Annotated in this window: 21 protein-coding genes, 1 pseudogene and 2 riboswitches; of the genes and pseudogenes, 7 read left to right on the forward strand and 15 right to left on the reverse strand. The window is 69.7% G+C overall.

Going from position 1 to position 21,461, the window contains the following annotated elements; all coding sequences use genetic code 11:
• Window positions 1-1,089: a phospho-N-acetylmuramoyl-pentapeptide-transferase gene (mraY, locus tag VV02_RS21125; protein ID WP_052594800.1), complete on the reverse strand. Its 1,089-nt coding sequence runs from the start codon at window positions 1,087-1,089 to the stop codon at window positions 1-3.
• 169 nt (window positions 1,090-1,258) lie between these two features.
• Here mraY and VV02_RS21130 point away from each other — a divergent pair, with 169 nt between their 5' ends.
• Both VV02_RS21130 and VV02_RS21135 read left to right on the forward strand, forming a co-directional pair.
• Window positions 1,259-1,615: a hypothetical protein gene (locus tag VV02_RS21130; RefSeq protein ID WP_052594802.1), complete on the forward strand. Its 357-nt coding sequence runs from the start codon at window positions 1,259-1,261 to the stop codon at window positions 1,613-1,615.
• 63 nt (window positions 1,616-1,678) lie between these two features.
• Window positions 1,679-2,092 carry a hypothetical protein gene (locus tag VV02_RS21135; RefSeq protein ID WP_052594803.1) on the forward strand — a complete coding sequence of 138 codons (414 nt, stop codon included), beginning with the start codon at window positions 1,679-1,681 and terminating at the stop codon, window positions 2,090-2,092.
• Between the two features lie 70 nt (window positions 2,093-2,162).
• On the opposite strand, the gene VV02_RS21140 is transcribed toward VV02_RS21135, so the two are convergent.
• The 5 genes from VV02_RS21140 to VV02_RS21160 are packed head-to-tail and all read right to left on the reverse strand — an operon-like array spanning window position 2,163 to window position 6,615.
• Window positions 2,163-2,645, reverse strand: coding sequence for an 8-oxo-dGTP diphosphatase (locus tag VV02_RS21140; RefSeq protein WP_245633155.1), 483 nt, complete (start codon window positions 2,643-2,645; stop codon window positions 2,163-2,165).
• The gene (locus VV02_RS21145; protein ID WP_083450336.1) at window positions 2,642-3,400 is read right to left on the reverse strand and encodes a VOC family protein; all 759 of its coding nucleotides are present in this window, start codon (window positions 3,398-3,400) and stop codon (window positions 2,642-2,644) included. The genes VV02_RS21140 and VV02_RS21145 overlap by 4 nt, the downstream gene beginning before the upstream one ends.
• Window positions 3,397-4,671, reverse strand: coding sequence for an aspartate aminotransferase type Ic (locus tag VV02_RS21150; protein WP_052594808.1), 1,275 nt, complete (start codon window positions 4,669-4,671; stop codon window positions 3,397-3,399). The genes VV02_RS21145 and VV02_RS21150 overlap by 4 nt, the downstream gene beginning before the upstream one ends.
• 56 nt (window positions 4,672-4,727) lie before the next feature.
• Window positions 4,728-5,969 (reverse strand): MFS transporter, encoded by a 1,242-nt coding sequence (locus tag VV02_RS21155; RefSeq protein WP_052594809.1) that lies wholly within the window; start codon window positions 5,967-5,969, stop codon window positions 4,728-4,730.
• A gap of 1 nt (window position 5,970) precedes the next feature.
• Complete coding sequence (locus VV02_RS21160; protein WP_169787731.1) at window positions 5,971-6,615, reverse strand: ArsR/SmtB family transcription factor; 645 nt, start codon at window positions 6,613-6,615, stop codon at window positions 5,971-5,973.
• A gap of 71 nt (window positions 6,616-6,686) precedes the next feature.
• Here VV02_RS21160 and VV02_RS21165 point away from each other — a divergent pair, with 71 nt between their 5' ends.
• Window positions 6,687-8,183 (forward strand): cobyric acid synthase, encoded by a 1,497-nt coding sequence (locus VV02_RS21165; RefSeq protein WP_052594811.1) that lies wholly within the window; start codon window positions 6,687-6,689, stop codon window positions 8,181-8,183.
• Entirely contained in the window at window positions 8,180-8,944 is a 765-nt protein-coding gene (locus VV02_RS21170; RefSeq protein WP_052594816.1) for a cobalt-precorrin-6A reductase, read from the forward strand. The genes VV02_RS21165 and VV02_RS21170 overlap by 4 nt, the downstream gene beginning before the upstream one ends.
• On the opposite strand, the gene VV02_RS21175 is transcribed toward VV02_RS21170, so the two are convergent.
• From VV02_RS21175 to VV02_RS21190, 4 genes are read right to left on the reverse strand one after another with little or no spacing between them, the layout of a single operon-like run.
• A complete protein-coding gene (locus VV02_RS21175; protein WP_245633156.1) occupies window positions 8,904-9,830 on the reverse strand; it encodes a cobalamin biosynthesis protein in 927 nt (308 codons plus the stop codon). The two genes, VV02_RS21170 and VV02_RS21175, sit on opposite strands and share 41 nt — an antisense overlap.
• Complete coding sequence (cobT, locus tag VV02_RS21180; RefSeq protein ID WP_052594820.1) at window positions 9,827-10,855, reverse strand: nicotinate-nucleotide--dimethylbenzimidazole phosphoribosyltransferase; 1,029 nt, start codon at window positions 10,853-10,855, stop codon at window positions 9,827-9,829. Before cobT ends, VV02_RS21175 begins: the two co-directional genes overlap by 4 nt.
• Window positions 10,855-11,640 (reverse strand): CbtA family protein, encoded by a 786-nt coding sequence (locus VV02_RS21185; RefSeq protein WP_052594822.1) that lies wholly within the window; start codon window positions 11,638-11,640, stop codon window positions 10,855-10,857. The genes cobT and VV02_RS21185 overlap by 1 nt, the downstream gene beginning before the upstream one ends.
• Before the next feature lies 1 nt (window position 11,641).
• Window positions 11,642-11,863 (reverse strand): CbtB domain-containing protein, encoded by a 222-nt coding sequence (locus VV02_RS21190; protein WP_052594824.1) that lies wholly within the window; start codon window positions 11,861-11,863, stop codon window positions 11,642-11,644.
• A gap of 31 nt (window positions 11,864-11,894) precedes the next feature.
• A riboswitch (cobalamin riboswitch) is annotated at window positions 11,895-12,058 on the reverse strand.
• Window positions 12,059-12,074: 16 nt separating this feature from the next.
• On the opposite strand from VV02_RS21190, the pseudogene VV02_RS27245 reads away from it, so the two are divergent.
• Window positions 12,075-12,536, forward strand: a pseudogene (locus tag VV02_RS27245) (histidine phosphatase family protein); the annotation flags it as partial.
• Between the two features lie 12 nt (window positions 12,537-12,548).
• Here VV02_RS27245 and cobA read toward each other — a convergent pair.
• From cobA to VV02_RS21210, 4 genes are read right to left on the reverse strand one after another with little or no spacing between them, the layout of a single operon-like run.
• The gene (cobA, locus tag VV02_RS21195) at window positions 12,549-13,673 is read right to left on the reverse strand and encodes a uroporphyrinogen-III C-methyltransferase (RefSeq protein WP_052594827.1); all 1,125 of its coding nucleotides are present in this window, start codon (window positions 13,671-13,673) and stop codon (window positions 12,549-12,551) included.
• Window positions 13,670-16,126 (reverse strand): bifunctional hydrogenobyrinic acid a,c-diamide synthase/histidinol phosphate aminotransferase CobBC, encoded by a 2,457-nt coding sequence (gene cobBC / locus VV02_RS21200; protein WP_052597375.1) that lies wholly within the window; start codon window positions 16,124-16,126, stop codon window positions 13,670-13,672. Before cobBC ends, cobA begins: the two co-directional genes overlap by 4 nt.
• A complete protein-coding gene (cobO, locus tag VV02_RS21205; protein WP_052594828.1) occupies window positions 16,123-16,737 on the reverse strand; it encodes a cob(I)yrinic acid a,c-diamide adenosyltransferase in 615 nt (204 codons plus the stop codon). The genes cobBC and cobO overlap by 4 nt, the downstream gene beginning before the upstream one ends.
• On the reverse strand, window positions 16,737-18,782 hold the full coding sequence (locus VV02_RS21210) for a putative cobaltochelatase (RefSeq protein WP_052594830.1): 2,046 nt from the start codon (window positions 18,780-18,782) through the stop codon (window positions 16,737-16,739). The genes cobO and VV02_RS21210 overlap by 1 nt, the downstream gene beginning before the upstream one ends.
• Window positions 18,783-18,886: 104 nt before the next feature.
• Window positions 18,887-19,070, reverse strand: a riboswitch (cobalamin riboswitch).
• Window positions 19,071-19,148: 78 nt separating this feature from the next.
• Here VV02_RS21210 and cbiE point away from each other — a divergent pair.
• Together cbiE and cobM are read left to right on the forward strand one after the other, a co-directional pair.
• Entirely contained in the window at window positions 19,149-20,345 is a 1,197-nt protein-coding gene (gene cbiE, locus VV02_RS21215; RefSeq protein ID WP_245633157.1) for a precorrin-6y C5,15-methyltransferase (decarboxylating) subunit CbiE, read from the forward strand.
• Window positions 20,342-21,091 (forward strand): precorrin-4 C(11)-methyltransferase, encoded by a 750-nt coding sequence (gene cobM / locus VV02_RS21220; RefSeq protein ID WP_052594834.1) that lies wholly within the window; start codon window positions 20,342-20,344, stop codon window positions 21,089-21,091. Before cbiE ends, cobM begins: the two co-directional genes overlap by 4 nt.
• A 3-nt stretch (window positions 21,092-21,094) precedes the next feature.
• Here the strand turns inward: cobM and VV02_RS21225 are convergent, their stop codons facing one another.
• A complete protein-coding gene (locus VV02_RS21225) occupies window positions 21,095-21,436 on the reverse strand; it encodes a MerR family transcriptional regulator (protein WP_052594836.1) in 342 nt (113 codons plus the stop codon).
• Window positions 21,437-21,461 lie beyond the last annotated feature (25 nt).

The following is a 21,461-nucleotide window of genomic DNA, read 5'->3' on the forward strand; positions in this document are numbered from 1 at the left end:
CTAGAGGTTGGCCACCCATTCGCTGTAGAAGATCCCCAGGCCGGCCACGACGCAGAGGCCGGTGATGATCCAGAAGCGGATGACGATGGTGACCTGCTCCCAGCCGAGGATCTCGAAGTGATGCTGGAGCGGCGCCATTCGGAAGAGTCGCTTGCCCACCCCTGAGGTGCGCTTGGTGGCCTTGAACCAGGTGACCTGGAGCATCACCGACATCGTGATGGCGACGTACAGGCCGCCGAGAACGATCAGCAGCATCTCGGTCCGGGACATGATCGCGAATCCGGCCATGGCCGCGCCGATGGCCAGAGAACCGGTGTCGCCCATGATGATTCGCGCAGGCGAGGCGTTCCACCACAGGAAGCCGAAGCAGGCACCCGCGATCGCGGCGGCGATGGCAGCGAGATCGAGCGGTGCGTGCACGTTGTAGCAGATGCTGTCGGCGACGCCCGCGGTGTGGCACCGATGGTTGTTCTGCCAGACGCCGATGATCAGGTAGGCACCGAAGACCATCGTGGCGGAGCCCGCGAGGAGGCCGTCCAGACCATCGGTCAGGTTGGTCGCATTGCTCGTCCCGTTGACCATCAACCAGATGAGGACGATCACCACGATCCCGGCCAGATGCGGTCCGAAGTCGCGCAAGAAGGACAGCTGGTGAGACGCCGGTGCGACGCCATCGGAGTTGCGCATCGACGGGTTCAGGGCGAGCACACCGAAGGTGACGGCGATCACTGCCTGGCCGATCATCTTGGCCCGGGCTCGCAGACCAAGGCTTCGCTGCTTGACCACCTTGATGTAGTCGTCGAGGAACCCGACACCGGCCATGCCGACGAACAGCAGGAGCAGCAAGTACGCCGAGGAGGTCGGTGCGGTCATCGTCAGGAGCTTGGCGGTGAAGTAGCCGACGACCACGGAGAGGACGATCGCGACCCCACCCATGGTGGGCGTTCCCCGCTTCGTCTGATGCCCGCTGGGCAGGTCCTCGTGGATCTCCTGGCCGTATCCCCACTTGGTGAACTGCCGGATCGCCAGCCGGGTGGTCAGCAGCGACAGCACCAGTGCCAGAGTTCCGCTCAGCAGAACTGCCTTCATCTCAACCCCGTTGTCGTGCGCGACGTCCCCTGTGCTGGCCGGACCCATCCCCCTGGGCCAGCGGCCGCAGTCTATGCGCCGCCCGTCGTCGCTCGGAGAGGCTCACCGGACTTGACGCGAGGTGTACACGGAATGCGACACCGGGACCCGCCGAGTCGGACAATGGGGCATGGCGAAGTACGAGGTCAACGACGACGCCGCGGCGTGGGCACGCGACCTGATCGACAAACGGCAGTACGTCCTGGACAGCGACTGGGGTGACGTTCAGCCTGCCGCTGACGCTCAGAACGCATTCCTCGAACGACATACCTGGGCGGAGTACGCGCGGTGGCACCTCGGTCTGACGGTCGACGCCACGGATGAGACCAAGGCGAGGTACGCGTTCGTCCTCGGCGACTTCCGGCGCATCCATCGCAGTGCGCTCATCGCCTGCGTCTACCGCGCCTCCGAGTGGCGGCACAAGCAGGTCGAGCTCGCAGCGCACGACTTGCTGCAACGACTCGATGCTGCTGCTGGCATTCAGTAGGTCCGCGGCTCATCGGTCTCCTATGCTCCGTGCGACCTGACCTTCACCACACGGGAGACACACGTGGCCCTCCGCGACAAGCTTGTCCAGCGCACCCAGCCCTACCTCGAGCCTGGAGAGCAGGTGCAGTCGGTGTTCATGGCGCAGGCCGGGCCCTCGCCGTACTGGATGTTCCTGACCTACCTGATGTTCTTCTGGTTCCGGCCGGTCATCATCACGGTCACCGACCGCTCGGTGCTCATCATCAACGCCGGCAAGCTGCGGACGACGTTCCCCAAGAGCCTCCACCTGCGCGGCTCGCGCCAGGTCTGGCTCGGTACGCCCACCGGGCTGTGGGGTTCGATCCAGCTCGACGACAAGTACTGGGTGCACAAGCGCTTCCACAAGGACGTCGTCGCGGCCGATGCCGCGTTGCAGCAGATGCAGCCCGGTGGCCTGCCCGCCCCCGCTCAGCAGCTCCAGCTGCCCCGCCACTGACCTCGGCCGAACGTCGCTTCCCCGTCATGCAAGGCGCGACACCTGTGTCGCGCCTTGCATGACGCCGCCTTCAGGTGAGCAGCTCGACGCGGGCGTCAGAGACCGTCGCGTTGTCCTCGGCGAACTCGACGCTCGCCCTGATCGTGCTGCCCGCCAGCACCTGCGGGAGCCAGTACCGCGCGTCGTCCCACATTCGTGTCCACGGCAGCTCGTCCATCGCGTGCCACTCCGGATCGATCTCGTCGCTCACTACAGGCACCCCGTCCCATGCGTGAGCAGTGAAGACGTGCACGTCTTGGTCCCATGCCGGTTTCGCGGGGAATCTGAATGACACCGTGCCCGCACCAGTGAGCGCGTCGGGCATCACTCGCACCTGAGCCTCTTCGAAGGATTCGCGGACCGCTGCATCCCTGGGCTCCTCGTCGACCTCGACGTGGCCGCCGAGACCGACGACCCGCCCCGAGCCGAGTCCGTTTCTCTTGCTGCCGAGCAGCACCTGGCGTGACTCGGTGTCGATGACGAACAGCAGGCACATCAGGATCGGATTCGTCACGCCGACGACCGTAGGCGGCCGGCGTGGGGGTCGCGGGCGGTGAGGCAGTACGTCCGCCCCACCGGGTCGGCCATCACCTGCCAGTGCTCGAACGCCTCCCCCGCCGTCGCCCCGAGCGCGAGATGGGCGCGGGTCGCCGTGGCCACCTCCCTCATCGTCGGGCCGGCGGCCAGGTCGATGTGTCCTCGGACGTCGCCGTCTGCATCGCGAGTTCGCTGCAGCAGCAACCGAATTGGCAGGACGTTGCCCGCGGGCATCCAGGCGAACTCGGGTAGCAGCCCCTGTCGGACCTCCCAGCCCGTCAGGCCCGACCAGAAGGCGACCTCGACGTCGTACTGGGACTCAGGGATGTCGAGGCACACCTGATCGAGGCTCGTCACGGCACCGCCGACGGTGACCGGGGGTCGTACGTCGTGCTCGCCCTCCCAGGTCACCAGGCAGAACGGCATCCGGCCCGGCGAGCGCAGTACGTGCAGCCCGGGCTCGGTGTGGACGACCTCGGCGCCGAGGTCGACAGCCGTCGGCGAGGCAGCGTCGAGGTCGTCGACATGCAGGTCGAGGTGTACGCCGGCGGTCCCGTTCTCGATGACCTGCGCCCTGAGGCAGGGGTCACCGTGATCAGGCACGAACGTGACGAACGCGCCGCCACCGCGTCGGGGAGACAGGCTGCTCGCGGTCACCACCTGCCAGAACTCCTCCGCCGCCACAGCCCGCGGCGCCGGAGTGTCCAAGAAGGCGGTAATCCACCGAATCACGTCGCGTTTGAGTACTTCTCAGCGGCGGCGACGAGGACGCAGGTGGCCACGGCTTCCATGGCGGCAGTGACCTCCTCGACGGGCGGCATGGTCGGCGCGAGCCGGATGTTGCCGTCCACCGGGTCGTCGCCGTGCGGGTACGACGCGCCCGCGGGGGTCAGCGCGATGCCCGCACCCTTGGCGAGCTCGACGACCCGCGAGGCCGTGCCGTCGATGACATCGAGGTTGACGAAGTAGCCGCCGGCCGGGTCGTTCCAGGTGGCCACGTCGTGCTCGCCGAGCCGCTCGGTCAGCACCCGCTGCACCTCGGCGAACTTCGGCGCAATGATCGCGCGGTGCTTGGCCATGTGCTCGCGCACCCCGTCGGCGTTCTTGAAGAACTGCAGGTGACGCAGGTGGTTGATCTTGTCCGGGCCGATCGAACGCTTGCCCAGGTGGCCGACGAACCACGCGATGGTCTCGCTCGAGCCGGCGAAGAACGCGACGCCGGCGCCGGCAAACGTGATCTTCGAGGTCGAGGCGAAGACCACGGGGCGGTGCGGGTGACCCGAGGCGGCCGCGAGCGACAGGATGTCCGCGCTCTTGGTCTCCTCCTCGGTGAGGTGGTGGAAGGCGTACGCGTTGTCCCAGAAGATCTTGAAGTCCGGCGCCGCGGTCGGCATCGACGTCAGCGCGGCGGCGACCTCCTGCGTACAGACCGCACCACTGGGGTTGGCGTAGGTCGGCACGACCCACATGCCCTTGATGCTCGGGTCGTCCTTGACCAGCTCGGCGATCGCGGCGGCGTCCGGGCCGTCCTGGGTCATCGGCACGGTGATCATCTCGATGCCGAGCGACTCCAGCAGGACGAAGTGGCGGTCGTAGCCGGGCACGGGGCAGATGAAGCGGACCTTGTCCTCCTGCGACCACGGGCGCTCGGAGTCGACCGCGCCGTGCAGCAGGCACTGGACGAGCGTGTCGTACATGACCGTGAGGCTGCTGTTGCCGCCAGCGATGATCTGGTCGACCTCGACGCCGAGCAGGTCGGCGAAGATCTCGCGCAGCTCGGTCAGACCCTTGAGCCCGCCGTAGTTGCGGACGTCGGTGCCATCAGCCGCGGCGTGCCCGTGCGGCAGGCTCAGCAGCTCCTCGGAGAGGTCGAGCTGGGCAGCGGAGGGTTTGCCGCGCGTGAGATCGAGCTTGAGGCCCTGGGCGACGAGCTCGTCGTACGCCGTTCGCTGGGTCTGCAGGAACGAGGACAGCTCGGACGACGACTTCTCAGACAGGGCCACAGTCTCTCCATCTCGGTGTTCGGGCCTGGGCGGCACGCGACCGATTCTCGCAAGTTTCAGTCCAGCCGTGTGATGGCGGTCCGGGTGGCGAACCACAGACACAGGATCGACATGCCGACACCGAACACGATCGTGGAGGTCAGTACTCCCGTTCCTGCGGCCAGCATCCCGAAGACCGGCGTCATCACCGGGATCAGTACCAGGTCACCGAGCCGGTTGACCGAAGAGACACGTCCGAGATGGCTGACCGCGATCGTCCGCTGGAAGGCCGCGCTGAGCCAGACCGAGGCCATCCCGGCGGTGAGTCCGACCACCACTGCCCCGGCAATCACCACTCCCCGAGTAGGCACTCCGACGGCCGCCAAACCCGCACCTTGCAGAACCAGTCCCCAGAATCCGCGCGCGGCCGTTCTGCGGCCCTGCCAGCGGATCGCCAGCATGCTCCCTGCGATCGCTGCGATCCCGAAGGACACCTCGACAATGCCGACCCACACCGCCGGCCAACCCGATCGCGACACCCGGAGAGCAACACCGATGCCGCTGACCGGACTGATGAAGATGTTCAACGAGCACAGGCCGATCACGAGGGTGCGAGCGGAAGGCGTACGGGCCAGATAGGTGAGACCGCCTCGCATCGCCGCCAGCCACGGCTCGCCGACCGTGCGCGGCAGCCGGAAGCGGGGGCGAATACGCAGGACTAGGACGGCGACGACGATGACGTAGGTCGCTGCGTCGAGCAGCATCGCCGGCCCGAGCCCTGCTCGCGCCACGACCACCGCACCCACTGGCGCGCCGAGCAGCTGGGCCATGCGACCGCTGATCTGGCTCCACCCGATCACGGTGCCCAGGTCGTCCCCGTGAACCAGCTGGCGCGAGAGCGTTGCCGCGGACGGTTGGGTGAGCCCGCTGACGACTCCGAAGCTGAGCGCGACGGCGACCAGGATCGCGGCAGAGTGGCCGACGTACGACCACGCGAACGCACCGAGCAGGAGCACGACGGTGCGGGCCGCTTGGCCCGCCACAAGCACCTTGCGGGTGTCGAGGCGGTCGGCGATGACGCCACCCACCAGCATCAGCAGGGCCTGCGGGATCAGCTCGATCGCCACGACCAGGCCAGCCAGGCCGGGCGAGAGCAGATGGATGGCAGTCCAGGTGAGCGCGATCGTGAAGGCCGCGTCGCCCAGGAGGGAGGTTGCCGAGGCCGCCACCCAGAGCTGCATCATCCGGTCCCGGCTTACGGGCGGTGGCGGGTCCCCGATGAGGACGGGACCAGGAGCCGGAGCGGTCGTGGTGGTCATGTCAGTCCTCCGTCGGGTCGCTGGGGAAGCCTCGGGCGACGAAGCGCACCGGATGCCGCTCGACGTCCGGCTGTTCTTCCTGATCCGCCACGCACGCATCGGTCCAGCCCGTCACCAACTCGTGCACGCGCAGCCGGAGATCGTCCATCTGCTCGGGCGTCACTCGCAGGTAGGTGTCGTTCGCGAAGCCCAGGTCGTTCCAGGGGCTCGGCAGCGACCCACGGCGGCTCATCCAGGCCTTGGTTGCCTGCGTCTGGTACTCGAAGTTGAGCTGCTCCACCACCTCGGCGACCTCGCGCGCCGCGGAGGTCTCCGGGTAGTCGTCACTGCTCCAGACAAGCCGGCGCTGCACGGCGCGCCAGCACGACACCCGCGTGTCACGTGCGAGCTCGGGCGCCGGCTCGATGAATCCGTTGCGGTGCAACGGTTTCAAGTGATGGCTGACCGACCCTGGCGCGAGACTCGTGGCTTCCGACAGCTGGCCGACCGTGCTGGGGCCGAGCATCCGCAGGGCCTCGTACAGCCGGCGACGGGTCGGGTGGTGGAAAGCGACCAGCGCATCAATGAGGGCGGTGCCCTCGGGCGGCCAGGCGGACTGGTCCGGGGCGGTGTCCTGGTGGCGCTCTGTGGCGGTTCGGCGAGGCATGTCGCCACTGTCGTCGAGGGCGCACACATCCCACAAGACCTCTTGTATAACTCGGTGGCTACCCTTCGTGGGTGCCAGGGAGCCTCCTCGTCGCCGGGACGACATCCGACGCCGGCAAGTCCGTCGTCACCGCCGGGGTCTGTCGGCTCCTTGCTCGGGAGGGCCTCTCGGTCGCGCCGTTCAAGGCGCAGAACATGTCCAACAACTCGATGGTCACCGCCGCCGGGGCCGAGATCGGTCGCGCCCAGTGGGTGCAGGCCGTCGCTGCGGGCGCCGAGCCCGAGCCCGCCATGAACCCCGTCCTCCTCAAGCCCTCCTCGGATCGCCGGTCGCACGTTGTCGTCATGGGCCAGCCGGCCGGACGGCTCGAGGCCGGCGAGTACGCCGGTGGTCGGGCCCACCTCGCGGAGGCAGCCTTCGCGGCGTACGACGACCTCCGGTCACGCTTCGACGTGGTCGTCTGCGAGGGCGCCGGCGGCGTCGCCGAGATCAACCTGCGCGAGTGGGACTACGTGAATCTCGGTCTGGCGCAACATGACTCGATGCCGACGCTGCTCGTCGCCGATATCGACCGCGGGGGCGTCTTCGCCCAGCTGTACGGCTCGGTCGCGCTGCTCGACGAGCGTGACCAGGCGCTGGTCGCCGGCTTCGTGATCAACAAGTTCCGGGGCGACGTCTCGTTGCTCGCGCCCGGCACGACCGAGCTCGAACGGCTCACCGGGCGTCCGGTGCTCGGCATCCTGCCGTGGCAGCACGGCCTCTGGCTCGACTCCGAGGATGCCGTCGCCATCGACCAGCGGCCGCTCCCCCGGGATGCCGCGCACGCGCTGCGGGTTGCCGTTCTCGCGTTTCCCCGGATCAGCAACTTCACCGACATCGACGCGCTGTCGCTCGAGCCCGATGTCGATGTCCGGTTCGTCTCGCGGCCTGAGGACGTCACGGCTGCGGATCTCGTCGTGCTGCCCGGCACGCGGTCGACGCTGGGTGATCTGGCGTGGATGCGCGACCGTGGGCTGGACGAGGCCGTACGCCGTCACGCGGCTTCGGGGCTGCCGGTGCTCGGCATCTGTGGCGGCTGCCAGATGCTGGGGCAGGAGATCGTCGATCCCGACGGTGTCGAGGGCCCGGCTGGAGCGACGGTTCCTGGTCTGGGGCTCCTCGAGATGCGTACGACGTTCGAGCGGGACAAGGCGTTGGCGCTCGTCGAGGGCGAGTGGTCCGGCGAGAAGGTCTCCGGCTACGTCATCCATCACGGCCGAATCACGTTGGGTGACAACGCAACTCCGTTCTTGGACGGCATGGAGCAAGACGCCGTTCGCGGCACCATGTGGCACGGGTCGCTCGAGAGCGATGGCTTCCGTCGGAGGCTGCTGTCCAATGCCGCGCGGTCCGCGGGGCGGACGTCGTTCCGTCCCGATCCCGATCTCAGCTTCACCGACGCACGAATGAGCCGCCTCGACCTGCTCGCCGATCTGCTGGAGGAGCACATCGGTGTCGACCCGCTCCTTCGCCTGATCGAGCAGGGCACGCCGCGTGGGCTGCCCTTCATCGCGGCAGGTCCGCGATGAAGGTGCTGCTGCTCGGCGGCACGAGCGAGGCGCGGTCGCTGGCCAGTCTCCTAAGCGACGCCGCTGTGCCGCTCATCTCCTCTCTCGCCGGAGCCGTCAAGCGGCCGCGGCTTCCTGCTGGTGAGACCCGCATCGGAGGGTTCGGCGGCATCGACGGTCTTGCGAGCTACCTTGCCCACGAAGGGATCTCGCACGTCGTAGACGCGACCCACCCGTTTGCGGCGACGATCTCCAGCAACGCGGTCCAGGCGTGCGCACGCGCCGAAGTTCCCCTGCTGAGGCTGGAGCGGCCGGGCTGGTCCGAGCATCCCGAGGTCGACAGCTGGCACTGGGCGGACCATCACGTGGCAGCAGCCGAGACGGCCGCGCGTCTTGGCGGACCGGTGCTGCTGACGACCGGCCGGCAGCACCTGGCGGACTTCGTCCCTGCACTCCACGAGCACCCGGTCATCGCCCGCGTCGTCGATGAGCCCGAGATGCCACTCCCGGATCGGTGGTCCGTGCTGCGCAGCCGTGGGCCCTACACGGTCGACGGCGAGCGAACTCTGTTGCAGGACAGGGGAATCAGGACGTTGGTCACCAAGGACTCCGGCGGCAGGCACACCGAACCCAAGCTCACGGCCGCGGCGGCCCTCGGGGTTGCTGTGGTCGTAGTACGCCGACCGGCCACCTCGAGCGCTCAGATGGTGACGACCGCTGAGGAGGCGTGCGCGTGGGTGCTCAGCGCGACCGCGCCGCCTGCACCATCGCACCCGCGCTGACCACAGCCAGCGCTGCCCAGCCCAATCGACGCGCGAGCGCGGTGGCACGCCTGATGTCGGCCACGGACGCCGGTGGGCCATCACCGAGCCGCCCTCGGTCCTCGATCGTGCCGTCGTAGGTGTTGCTGCCCCCGAGGCTGATGCCGAGGGCTCCGGCGAAGGACGCCTCCACCGGACCCGCATTCGGGCTCGGATGCCGAGGTGCGTCACGTCTCCACGCCCTCAGCGCTGGCGCCGTGTCACCGAGCGCGGCGGCGAGCAGTGCAGTCAACCGGGCTGGCGCGAGGTTGGCGATGTCGTCGAGTCTTGCACTGGCCCAACCGAACTCGCGGTATCGCTCGGTCCGGTGGCCGACCATCGCATCCAGGGTGTTGATCGCTCGATAGCCGAGCAGACCGGGCACTCCCGCCACGGCTCCCCACAGCAGCGGCGCGACGACCGCGTCAGAGGTGTTCTCCGCCACGGACTCGACCGTCGCTCGGGCGACGTCGTCCGCGGACAGGTGATCCGGCGTACGACCGACGAGGTGAGTGACCCTCAGGCGCGCACCCGGCAGGTCACCGGCCTCCAGAAGGGTTGCCACGGCATGCGCCTCACGCTCAAGGGTGCGGCCGCCGAGGACGACGTACGTCGCCAGCCCGGTCGACAGCAACCGCACCGCCGGGCGCCGGCTGGCCTGACGTTCGACCAGACCGCCGATGCCGAGCGTTCCCGCGACAAGGGCGCCTGTGAAGGCGGCTCCCCTACGCCTGCGCGGCGCGTAGAGCGCGAGCTCGAGATGGTGCGCCAGCGAACCGAATCCGGCGACCGGATGACCGCGGCGAGGGTCGCCCAGCATCCGGTCGGCCACCATGCCGGTGGCAAGTCCGAGGACGCGCGCTCTCACGGCTCCAGCACGTCGGACAGCAGCGCCACCTCGGTGAGCAACGTCACGGCAGAACGTACGAGCGGCACCGCAGCGACTGCACCCGAGCCTTCACCCAGGCGCATGCCGAGGTCGAGCAGCGGCGACAGACCGAGCCGGTCGAGAGCCAGACTCTGTGCAGGCTCTGGCGACCGATGACCTGCTGCGAACCAGGCGACACTGCCCGGCTGGATCTCCTCGGCGATCAGTGCGCAAGCAACGGAGATGACCCCGTCGAGCAGCACGGGGACGCCGCGCCTCGCGGCCTGCATGAGATAGCCGGCGTGAGCGGCGAAGTCGGCACCTCCGAGCGCGGTCAGCCGGTCATGGGGATCCTTGACGCGCATGCCGGCCCGACGCAGCGCGTTGGCCACGACGCGCTGCTTGACCCGCAGTCCTTCGTCGTCGACCCCTGTCCCGCGGCCGGTGACCTGCTCGGACGAGACGCCCAGCGAGGCACCGATCAGCGCGGCCGCGGGAGTCGTGTTGCCGATGCCCATGTCGCCACCGATCAGCAGGTCGGCGCCCGCGTCGATCGCTTCGTCTGCCACCTGCGCGCCCAACGCGAGAGCCGCATCGGTCTGCTCGTGCGACATGGCATCGACGAGGTGGATGGCGCCGCTGCCGCGCATCACCTTGCTCGCTGAGATCTCAGCCGGCACGCCATCGAGGTCGGCATCCACCGACACGTCGACGACCCGGAGTCCGGCACCGTGCTGGCGAGCCAGCACGGCGACCCCGGCCGTACCGTCCACGAAGGCCCGCACCATCAGGCCGGTGACCGCGGACGGGAAGGGCGTCACGCCGTACGCCGCCACCCCGTGGTCCCCGGCGAACACGGCGACGTGCACGTTGGGGACCGGTCGGGGTGGACAGACTCCCTGCGCCGCACTCAGCCAGACCGCCGTCTCGCCCAGCAGGCCCAGCGCGCCAGGTGGCGTCGCGAGACCGGCCAGACGACTACGGGCATCGGCCGCGGCTACGTACGAGACAGGGAGTGCTGACATCAGGCCGGTTGCAAGGCTGCGCGCTGCGCGGTCGGGAGGGACTGCCGCTGGTGGCGCACGAGCAGCAGCCCGAGCACCGCCGCGATCCCGGCCCACAGCGTGAGCTGCGTGGCCAGAGCGGCGAACCTGAACTGGTAGAGCGTGTCCGGCGGGAAGTCGCCCGGCACCTCGTTGTGAACCGGCATGAGTCGCGCGACGACGAGCATCACGACCGCGTAACCGGCGACGCCAGCGGTGATACCGGTGAAGGCGCCGTGCCTCCGCGCGAGTGCACGCGCGGCGTACGCCGCACCGATCGCAACGACCAGGCTGATCGCGATGAAGCCGAAGTAGCTCGCCGTACGCGCACCGATGGTGTCGGGGTTGCCGACAGCCGGCGGGTTGGGCGGGTACTTCGCGAACGGAACCGCATAGGCCACAAGGAAACCCGTCGCTGCAACGAGGGCAGCACACGCCTCTGGACGAAGCCGTCCGAGACGTCCGACGACGAGTGCGGTGACGAGTCCTGCCAGGCCGCCGAGCGTCGTACCGAGCACCTGCGTGGCGGTCAGCAGACCCCACGTGGACTGGTTGCTCCGGGAGACGATCGGAGCGTCTTCCTCGTGACTGTGCGCTGCTGGCGCGGCAGCGTCGTGCTCGTGGGCGGCGCCGGCTTCTTCGACGGCGATGGCGGCGTTGACGGGCGGCTCACCGATGGTGTGCGCGACCGTGAAGGCGAGCAGACCTGCGACGAAACCGGCGAGCAGTCCGAAGACCAAGAGCTGACGAGCAGTGAGGGTGCGCACGTCAGTGGCAGGGGAATCCGAGGAGGTGGCGTCCGTCGTGGACCCACTCGTGCACACCCGCGCCCGAGATCAGGCTCGTGGCGCCCTGCTCGGCGCCGACGAAGTAGATCGCGATGAGAGCGACCAGCCCGAAGAACGCCAGCCAGGGCAGCGTCTGGCGCAGCGAGATCGTGGGGATCTCGACAACGGGCGTGGTGGGGGCGGTGACAGCAGCCGAAGCCATGATGACCTCCAGGTGGGATAGTGCGTCCCGTGAGAGCGGCCGGGCACCGGTCGGTGCCCGGGATGGTCTGCCGCGGACGGGGTCTGACTCGGCCCGAAAGGACCACACAGTAGCGCCACTGCGCCGGATTCTCACCGGCTTCCCGCGTCGCGGCAGAGTCAACCTATGCTCTGGTCCGGCACCCGGTCAACGCAGGGATGGAGGCCACGGGATGGCGTCACGCCTGCTGCTCATCGGGCACGCTCCGACACCTGCGACACGCATATCAGCGTTCCCAGCGAATGACGAGCCGATCGACCAGAGCTGGGACCCGAGACCTCTCGCACGGCGTACCCAGCTGGCCGAGCGTGGGCCCGAGAGTCGTTGTGCAGCAACGGCACTCGGACTTCAGGTGGAGGCGTCGCTCGACAACGGATGGGCCGATCTGGACGCGGGCCGATGGCGCGGCCACTCACTCGATCAGGTGGTCGAGGCCTACGGCGGTGACGAGCTCGGCCAGTGGTTCACCGACCCGTCCTACGCCGGTCACGGCGGTGAGAGCCGCGACGACCTGCTTGCCCGCGTGACTCATCAGCTGCAGGTCGAGCGGCCACCCGGCCTCACGATCGTCATCTCCTCACCGCTCGTGGTGCGCTCCGCGTTGCTGGCCGCGCTCGGCCTGCCCGCTCGTGCCCTCGCCCAGGTCTCAGCCGGTCCGCTCGACGGCGTGGAGATCACCGGCGGACCGGTCTGGTCGCTGCGCCGACTCCAGCCCTACCCCCAGTGGTTGCAGGCCCACGACGCTGCCGACGACCGTGATGGCGGGCGCGCCCAGTCCTGACTGTCGTACGACGTCGGCCAGTGTCGATGCCGTCGCGGTGACCACCCGCTGAGTCGGCATGCCCGCATCGGCGACGGTGGCAGCCGGCGTGGCGGGGTCGAGCCCGGCCTCGACGAGGGCCTCCAGGATCGCCGGCAGGGTCGCGACAGCCATGAGGAGTACGAGCGTGGTCCCCGCCCGAGCGAGAGCCGCATAGTCGACGGTGCTCTCCGGACTGCCAGGCGGGACATGACCCGACACGACCGAAAACCCCTGCGCCACACCGCGATGCGTGAGCGGGATGCCCGCAAGAGCCGGGCCCGCAACCGACGACGTGACACCTGGGATGACGCTGACCGGCACGCCTGCGTCTGCACACGCGATGGCCTCTTCGCCGCCTCGCCCGAAGACGAAGGGGTCACCACCCTTCAGCCGTACGACGTGCTGCCCCGCTCTCGCGCGGTCGACCAGGATCGTGTTGATCGCCTCCTGCGACGTCGAGCGCCCGCGCGGGACCTTCGCGACGTCGATCACCTCGGCGCCCGGCGCCAGCTCGCGCAGCGTCGAGAGCGGAGCCAGACGGTCGCACACCACCACGTCGGCGGTCCGGAGCGCCGCTGCGCCAGCGAGGGTCAGGAGTCCGGCCGGACCGGGTCCCCCACCGACGAGGGTCACTCGACCTCGTTGAACCGAGCGCGCCGGCGTGACGCGCTCGGTGACGACCACCCAAGTGGCACAGTCAGATCCGGCGCGAACCAGCTCTTCGTCGGCGACAGTGGTGACTACCAGATCGACCGCACTCACGTCGGAGGGCGACCACGTTCGACGCAACCACCGGATGACTCGTCGGTCGGCCAGGTCCTCCACCGCGGCCGGCACCGTTGCCGCGGCAACCGTCACCATCGCCTCTGCGTCCAGCAGGGCGGTGACCTCGACCACGAGGCCCGGCCCGTCACCGACCACGAGGACCTGCCGTCCGGCCACCGGCAGCTGAGCTCTGTAGCCGCTCATCCGGTCACCGCCAGGCCCTCGGCGTGCACCTCGGCGAGAGCGTGCAGCAGGCGGCGAGTGGTCGCTGAGTCACGCACCGCGATGCGCGCCCACGCAGGGTCGAGCCCGGGGAAGGTGTCTCCTCGGCGTACGGCAAAGCCCTTGTCTCTCAATGCTTCTCGCACACCACTCCCGACTTGCGCAAGGACGAACGGCGCAGCCGAGCCGGGCACCACGCGTACGCCCAGGTCGCGCAGGCCGCGCTCGAGCACCGTGCGCGACGTGTCGATCTCGACGGCTCTGCGCTCTGCCTCGGCACGGGCTTCGGGGCTCGTGCAGGCCGCCAGGGCAGCCAGAGCCGGCGCACTGACCGACCATGGCGGCTGCTGGCGTACGCAGTCCGCAACGATCTCCGGATCGCCCACGATGTAGCCGGCGCGGACGCCAGGGATCGACCAGGTCTTGGTGAGGCTGCGCAGCACGAGGAGACCCGAGATCTGTTGGGCAGCAAGGGATTCGCGCTCACCAGGAACGGCGTCGATGAACGCCTCGTCCACCACGACGACTCGGCCGGGCCGGACGAGAGCGCGCAGGGTGGCTGCGGGATGCAGCACGCCGGTCGGGTTGGTCGGGTTGCCCACGATCACCAGGTCGGCCGCGGTCGGCACGCGGACAGGGTCGAGCTCGAAGTCCGGGCCGAGCACCACGTGCTCGGGTGTCAGTCCCGCCGCCGCCAGGGCGCGGTCCGGCTCGGTGAACTGCGGGTGGATGACGACAGGTCGCTGCCAGGCGCGAGCTCGCGCGATCAGCGTGAAGGCCTCCGCCGCCCCGGCCGTCGGCAGCACCTGCTCGACCGGCCGCAGGTGCCGAGCCGCGAGTGCATCTCGGGCCTGCGCGGCATCCGGATAGCTGGTGGCGGCCAGCGACCTCTCGAGGGCTGCATCCAGCCAGGCCGGACGCGGCGCCTGCTGCACATTGACCGCGAAGTCGATGAGCCCCGGGCCGAGCTCCTGATCACCATGGAACTCGAGCCCGGCACCTGGCCGATCGTGCAAGCCGCGTCGCTTCCCGGCCTCGGGTAGCGACGCGGCATGCACTGTCGGCGACGTTGGGACGGCGGCTGCCGCGGAGGCCGCGAATCGCTGTGCTGCTGCTGGGTGTCCGGCCCAGTGCGTGTGCAGGTACGACGCGTGCAGCGTCTCCCGTCCCACGCCTGCCGGGTCCATCGAGTAGCCCTCGGGCCGGCCGTCGAGCAGCCATGCCGGTGCGTCACCCGCGACGGGCGACACTGTTGTGCGGTGGAACTCGTGGCCGGCCAGCCGCGATCCGGCGAGGCCGAGCAGATGGTCCGCGGGCGCAATCGCGGTGCGGTACGACAACGTGAGTCTTGGGGCCATCCGCGCCTCAGCGGGGATCGCGCCCACCATCGGCGTCCCGTCCAGCGACCGGCAGAGGTAGAGCAGGCCGGCGCACTCGGCGACCGTTGGAGTGCCGGCGGCAATGGCACGTCGGAGTGCGTCGAGCATCCGACCGTTGGCGGCCAGACCACTCGCATGCGCCTCCGGGAAGCCACCACCGAGGTAGATCCCCTGCGTTCGCGCCGGGAGGTCGTCGTCCTGCAACGGGTCGAACTCGACCGTCACACAACCGGCCGCGCGCAGCAGCTCATCCGTCTCGGCGTATCGGAAGGAGAAGGCGCGACCACCGGCAACGGCGATCACGGGCGAGCCCAAGACCGGCTCGACCTCTCGACCGGCGTCCCACGGCTCGCCGTCCAAGGCCGATGCGGACGACGCGATCTCGAGGACGTGGTCGAGATCGATCCGCTCAGCGACCTGTGCGGCCAGCCGCTCGATCACCTGGGCAGCGCCATGCTGCTCGACCGCAGGCACCAGACCGAGGTGGCGTCCGGGCGCGACGATCCCGTCATCACGGCCGAGCACCCCGAGCACGGGAATGCCGGTGTCCTGCAAAGCATCCCGGACCTCACCGGCGTGCCGCTCCGAGCCCGACTTGTTGAGCACGACGCCGCTGATCCGGATCGCCGGGTCGAACGTCGCCATCCCGTGGACCACGGCCGCGATCGACCGTGACGCGTGCGAGATGTCGACCACGAGCACGACGGGGGCGCCGATCACACGCGCGACATGGGCGGTGGACGCGTATCCCTGCCCGCCGATCGCGCCGTCGTACAGACCCATGACACCTTCGACAACGGCGACGTCCGCCCCGCGAGCGCCGCCCCGCAGCAACGGAACCAGACGTTCCTCGCCAACGAGCTGCGGATCGAGGTTGCGGCCGGGCCGGCCGGTCGCGAGGGCGTGGTAGCCCGGGTCGATGTAGTCCGGCCCGACCTTGTGACCCGAGACCGCGAGCCCGCGTTGACGCAGCGCGGCCATCAGTCCGGTGGCCACGGTGGTCTTGCCGTGGCCTGAAGCGGGCGCCGCGATCACGACCCGCGGCAGGTGAGTCACCACTCGATCCCCCGCTGACCCTTCTGACCGGCGTCCATCGGGTGGCGGACCTTGGTCATCTCGGTGACCAGGTCAGCGGCCTCGAGCAGCCGAGGGTGCGCGCGCCGGCCGGTGATCACGACGTGCTGGTGACCTGCTCGGTCGGCGAGCGCCTGCACGACGTCCTCGACGTCGACCCAGCCCCAGTGGATCGGATAGGTGAACTCGTCCAGGACGTAGAGCCCGTGCTGCTCGGCGGCGAGGCGGCGCTTGATCTCCGCCCATCCCTCAGCGGCCGCGGCCGCGTGCTCGTCCTCGGATCCGGTCTTGCGTGACCAGGACCAGCCGGAGCCCATCTTGTGCCACTCGACCGGACCGCCCTCGCCGGTCTGATCGTGCAGCTCGCCCAGCCGTTCGAGGACGGCCTGCTCGCCGATGCGCCACTTCGCCGACTTCACGAACTGGAACACCCCGATCGACCACCCCTGGTTCCAGCCGCGCAGCGCCAGTCCGAACGCGGCCGTCGACTTCCCCTTGCCGTCGCCGGTGTGGACCATCACCAGCGGACGGTTGCGGCGCTGGCGGGTCGTGAGCTTGTCATCCGGTACGACGGCCGGTTGCCCCTGCGGCATCAGCTCGCCCTCCCGCGTACGACGGCCGTCAGGTCCTGGGCGCCCACCTCGCCGACGGCGACGTAGTCGGCCTGCAGATGATGGCTGAGCTCTCGAGCCAGGCCCATCGCGAATCTGCCTGTCTCGCAGTCGATCACGAGCGACGCGACGCCGGATGCCGCGAGTGCGTCAGCCGCCTGACGCGAGCGGGCGACCGCCTCGGGCCCCTGGGTCGCCCGCCCATCGGTCACCACGACCAGCAGCGGCCGCCGTCGGGGATCACGCAGCCGTTCGATGCGCAACGTCTCCAGCGACTGCAGCAGCCCCTCCGCGAGCGGTGTCCGACCACCCGCGGGCAGCTCTTCGAGGCGCCTGGCCGCGATGTCGACGGACGACGTCGGCGGCAGCAGCAGCTCGGCCCCCTGACCGCGGAACGTCACCAATCCCACCTTGTCGCGCCGTTGGTAGGCATCGAGCAGCAGCGACAGCACGGCTGCCTTGACCTCTTCCATCCGTCGGCGCGCAGCCATCGACCCGCTGGCATCCACACAGAACAGCACCAGGTTGGACTCGCGGCCGACTCGCCGGGCGAGGCGCAGATCCTCGTGCCGGAGCTCGAGCCGGGTCGTACGCCGACGCGCGGCCTGGTGCGGCGCTGCGGCTCGGATCGTGGCTGCGAGGTGCAGCGGCCCGGGCTCTCCGTCGGGCCGGCGGGCTCCCACGGTCCGGCCCGTCGTGGTCACGGCGGCGGAGCGGCGTCCCGCCTCACCCTCGCCGGTGCCCGGCACGCTGAAGAGTCGGGCGCGGTATGGCTGCCCGGAACGGATGGTGGACTCCGCCGCCGAGCCGGAGCCAGGCGGCATCTCGCGCGACTCGGGCGACTCGGGCGGTGCAGCCGACTGGTCGGACGGTGCAGCGGACTGGTCGGGGGTCGATTCCGGGGGCTCCGACGTGTCGTCCGCGGGTCCGTTTTGAGCGGGCGGCTCGGGCTCGCCGTCGCCGGTGTCCGAGTCGCTCGGTTCGCCATCCGTCGGGGGCGGTGGCGGCGGTGGCGGCTCGTCGTCGCCCAGCAGCTGGTCCAGCAGGTCTTCGTCGAGCCCCGGGGCATCGAACGGGTTGCGTCGACGACGGTGCGGGATCGACAGCCGTGCCGCGACCCGGATGTCCTCGGTCGTGACCGCAGAGCGACCCTCCCAGGCTGCATGCGCAGCGGCCGCACGCGCGGTGACCAGGTCGGCACGCATGCCATCCACCTCGAACGCCGCACACACTTCGGCGATCTTGGTCAACGCCCGATCTGACAGGTCCACCGAACCAACCGCCTTGCGAGCGTTGATGACTCGGTCGGCGAGGGCAGCCTCGTCGGCAGCCCAGGCCGCTGCGAAACCGGCGGGGTCGGCATCGAAAGCCAGGCGCCGGCGTACGACCTCGACGCGGGTCTGCGGATCGCGAGGTGCGCGTACCTCGACGGTCAGGCCGAAGCGGTCGAGCAGCTGTGGGCGGAGCTCGCCCTCCTCAGGGTTCATGGTGCCGACGAGCACGAAGCGTGAGGCGTGCGAGACCGAGACGCCCTCGCGCTCCACGGTCGAGCGCCCCATGGCCGCGGCGTCGAGCAGGACGTCGACCAGGTGATCGTGCAGCAGGTTGACCTCGTCGACGTAGAGCAGTCCGCGGTGGGCGGCGGCCAGCAGGCCGGGCTCGTACTCCGCCACGCCCTCCGACAACGCCTTGTGCAGGTGCAGCGAGCCCATGACCCGGTCCTCGCTCGCGCCGACGGGGAGCTCGACGAGCCGGGCGGGGCGCGTGGTCGGCGAGCCAGAGTGCGGGCCGTCGGGACAACGCGGGTCCGGGTGGGACGGGTCGCACGAGAACCGGCAGCCCTCGACCACCGCGACGTCAGGCAGCAGCGCAGCGAGCGCGCGCACCATCGTCGACTTGGCGGTGCCCTTCTCGCCGCGGACGAGGACGCCGCCCACCTCAGGGGCGACGGATGTCAGCAGCAGCGCGAGCGACATGTCGTCGGAGCCGACGACGGCGGTGAACGGAAAGGTCGGTGAAGCCTGCATGAAGACTGATCCCTCTGGACGAGACTCCTCCTCCGGCCGAGGTCGCAGGCTCCCTCGGTCCGGCATCGTCGTCACGTTCCCACGGACGCACCGGACACACGCGGCACGTCGGTTGCTGCGAGGCCGGTCTTCGGACTTCCGAGCCCACTGACACGCCTTCCCGGTCTCCCAGTGGCTGCGCACGCGCAGTGTCAGTGGCTGTCTCGGTCACCGCAGCGGGTCCTGTGCCGGAATCTCACCGGCTTCCCGATTCTCCCTGCTAGGGGCACCTCGCATCTGCCGCTTCGCACCCTAGCGTCCGCTTGTGAACAGCGCTGCGCCTGTCGGTCGAGGCCGAGACGGTGGTTTGTGGTTAGGGTCCCGCCTGTGAACACCGTGACTGTCGTGGGGATCGGCGCTGATGGCTGGTCGGGCCTTCCGCGTTCGAGACAGGAGATCGTGCTGGGTGCCGAGGTCGTCGTCGGGGGACGTCGGCACCTCGACATGGTGCCCGACGTGCCGAGGCAGGTACGCCGGTCGTGGCCCTCTCCCCTGCGCGAAGGTCTCCCGGCACTCCTGGCCCAGTACGACGGCCGCCGGCTGGTGGCTCTCGCGTCCGGTGACCCGCTGCTCTCCGGCGTCGGCACGACCTTGATCGACCTGCTCGGACCCGAGCGGGTCGAGATCGTGCCAGCGGTCTCGTCGGTCTCGCTCGCCCACGCCCGGATGGGCTGGCCCTACGAGTCGGCCACCGTCGTCTCGCTGGTCGACCGACCGGTCGAGGACCTGGCTCGCCGCCTCGCACCGCGACGCCGCCTCACCGTGCTGTCCGCCGACGAGTCGACCCCAGGGGCCGTCGCCGAGCTGCTGACCGAGCAGGGCATGGGCACCGCCGAGATGACCGCCTGGTCCAACCTGGCCGCTCCGGACGAGTGGGTGGCCCGCGGCAGGGCCGAGACCTGGAGCGCCGAGGTCTCCCGGCTCAACATCCTGTGCATCACCTGCCCTGCCGATGCGCCGTCGCACGGACTGGTTGCCGGGCTGCCCGACGACGCCTTCGAGCACGACGGCCAGCTCACCAAGCGCGACATCCGAGCCAGTGCGCTCGCCCGACTTGCTCCTCGCCCGGGCGAGCGCCTGTGGGACGTCGGCGCCGGCGCCGGCTCGATCGCCATCGAGTGGATGCGCGCTCACCGCGACTGCACGGCCATCGCCATCGAGTCGAGTCCTGAGCGTGCAGAACGCATTTCGCGCAATGCCTCCCGCTTCGGGTTGCCGACCCTCGAGGTCGTGACGGGCACCGCGCCCGAGGCACTCGACGGACTCGCCCAGCCGGACGCCATCTTCGTCGGCGGCGGTGCCGGCATAGCCGGCGTGCTGGACCGATGTCTGGAGGCCCTGTCCGAGGGAGGCCGCCTTGTCGCGCACGCGGTGACCATCGATACCGAAGGCGTCCTCGTCGCCGCCCAGCGTGAGCACGGCGGCGAGCTCAGCAGGATCACCGTCGAGACCGTGGAACCCCTTGGCACCATGCGTGGTTGGCGTCCCTCACGGGCCATCACCCAGTGGAGTCTGACGCGGTGACGGTGCACTTCGTCGGCGCCGGGCCAGGCGCCGCTGACCTGCTGACCCTGCGTGCGGCGCGGTTGATCTCCGAAGCCGGGACAGTCCTCTACGCCGGCACCTACCTCGATCACGAGGTCCTCTCTCACGCCTCCCCCGACGCGCGGCTGATCGACACCCAGCACCTCGATCTGGACCAGATCACCGCGCACCTCGTCGAGGCTCATGAGCGAGGCGAGGACGTCGTACGCCTGTGCTCGGGTGACCCGTCCGTCTACTCCGCGCTCACGGAGCAGAAGGCCCGCCTCAACACTGCCGGAGTGCCGTGGGACGTCTCACCCGGCGTCCCGGCGTACGCCGCCGCAGCCGCCATCTTGGGTGCTGAGCTGACCATCCCTGAGGTTGCGCAGTCGGTGGTGCTGACCCGCACGCAGGCGCGTTCGACGGCGATGCCTGACACGGAGTCACTGGCCCAGTTCGCTGCCAGCAGAGCGACTTTGGTGCTTCACCTGGCGATCCGTCGCACGCGTGAGCTGGCCGCTGAGCTGGTCGAGCACTATGGCGACGACTGCCCGGTGGCGGTCGTCTACCGCGCCTCGCAGCCGGAGGAGGTCGTACTCACCGGCACGCTGTCCGACATCGCGGACCAGGTCGAGCAAGCGGGCCTCACACAGGCGGCGGTCATCGTCGTGGGTGCCGCGCTCTCCGCTGAGGCGCCACGCGGATCGCATCTGTACGACCCCGCTCGCGACCGGGCCGGGCGCTGAGCCCTAGGACGCCGTCCCGGCCAGCAGATCGTCGAGCACGGAACGTGCCGCACCAACCCGGTCGATCTCGTCGGTGAGTCGCTGCCGCTCGACCTCCAACCGACCTCGACATCCGTCGCCCAGGACGGTCTCGCCGGTCATGCAGGAGAGCATCTCCGTGATGAGCTCGGTACGCAGTCCGGCCGCGAGCAGCAACCGGATGTGCGCGACGGTCTGCACGTCGTCCTCGTCGAAGATGCGGTAGCCGCTGGGCGTCCGAGAGGGCTGCAGCAGACCCACTTCCTCGTAGTAGCGAAGGGCCCGAATGCTCACACCCACGCGCCGTGACAGCTCCCCGATCTTCATCTGAGCGACCCTCTCCAGGCTTGAC

This window comes from Luteipulveratus mongoliensis, assembly GCF_001190945.1.
GTDB lineage: Bacteria > Actinomycetota > Actinomycetes > Actinomycetales > Dermatophilaceae > Luteipulveratus > Luteipulveratus mongoliensis.

Bases quoted from the DNA above. Each gene is read 5' to 3' on its own strand.
- mraY (WP_052594800.1), bottom strand. From the start codon at position 1,089: ATGAAGGCAGTTCTGCTGAGCGGAACTCTGGCACTGGTGCTGTCGCTG.
- VV02_RS21130 (WP_052594802.1), top strand. From the start codon at position 1,259: ATGGCGAAGTACGAGGTCAACGACGACGCCGCGGCGTGGGCACGCGAC.
- VV02_RS21155 (WP_052594809.1), bottom strand. From the start codon at position 5,969: ATGACCACCACGACCGCTCCGGCTCCTGGTCCCGTCCTCATCGGGGAC.
- VV02_RS21160 (WP_169787731.1), bottom strand. From the start codon at position 6,615: ATGCCTCGCCGAACCGCCACAGAGCGCCACCAGGACACCGCCCCGGAC.
- VV02_RS21170 (WP_052594816.1), top strand. From the start codon at position 8,180: ATGAAGGTGCTGCTGCTCGGCGGCACGAGCGAGGCGCGGTCGCTGGCC.
- cobT (WP_052594820.1), bottom strand. From the start codon at position 10,855: ATGTCAGCACTCCCTGTCTCGTACGTAGCCGCGGCCGATGCCCGTAGT.
- VV02_RS21190 (WP_052594824.1), bottom strand. From the start codon at position 11,863: ATGGCTTCGGCTGCTGTCACCGCCCCCACCACGCCCGTTGTCGAGATC.
- cobA (WP_052594827.1), bottom strand. From the start codon at position 13,673: ATGAGCGGCTACAGAGCTCAGCTGCCGGTGGCCGGACGGCAGGTCCTC.
- cobO (WP_052594828.1), bottom strand. From the start codon at position 16,737: ATGCCGCAGGGGCAACCGGCCGTCGTACCGGATGACAAGCTCACGACC.
- VV02_RS21210 (WP_052594830.1), bottom strand. From the start codon at position 18,782: ATGCAGGCTTCACCGACCTTTCCGTTCACCGCCGTCGTCGGCTCCGAC.
- VV02_RS21225 (WP_052594836.1), bottom strand. From the start codon at position 21,436: ATGAAGATCGGGGAGCTGTCACGGCGCGTGGGTGTGAGCATTCGGGCC.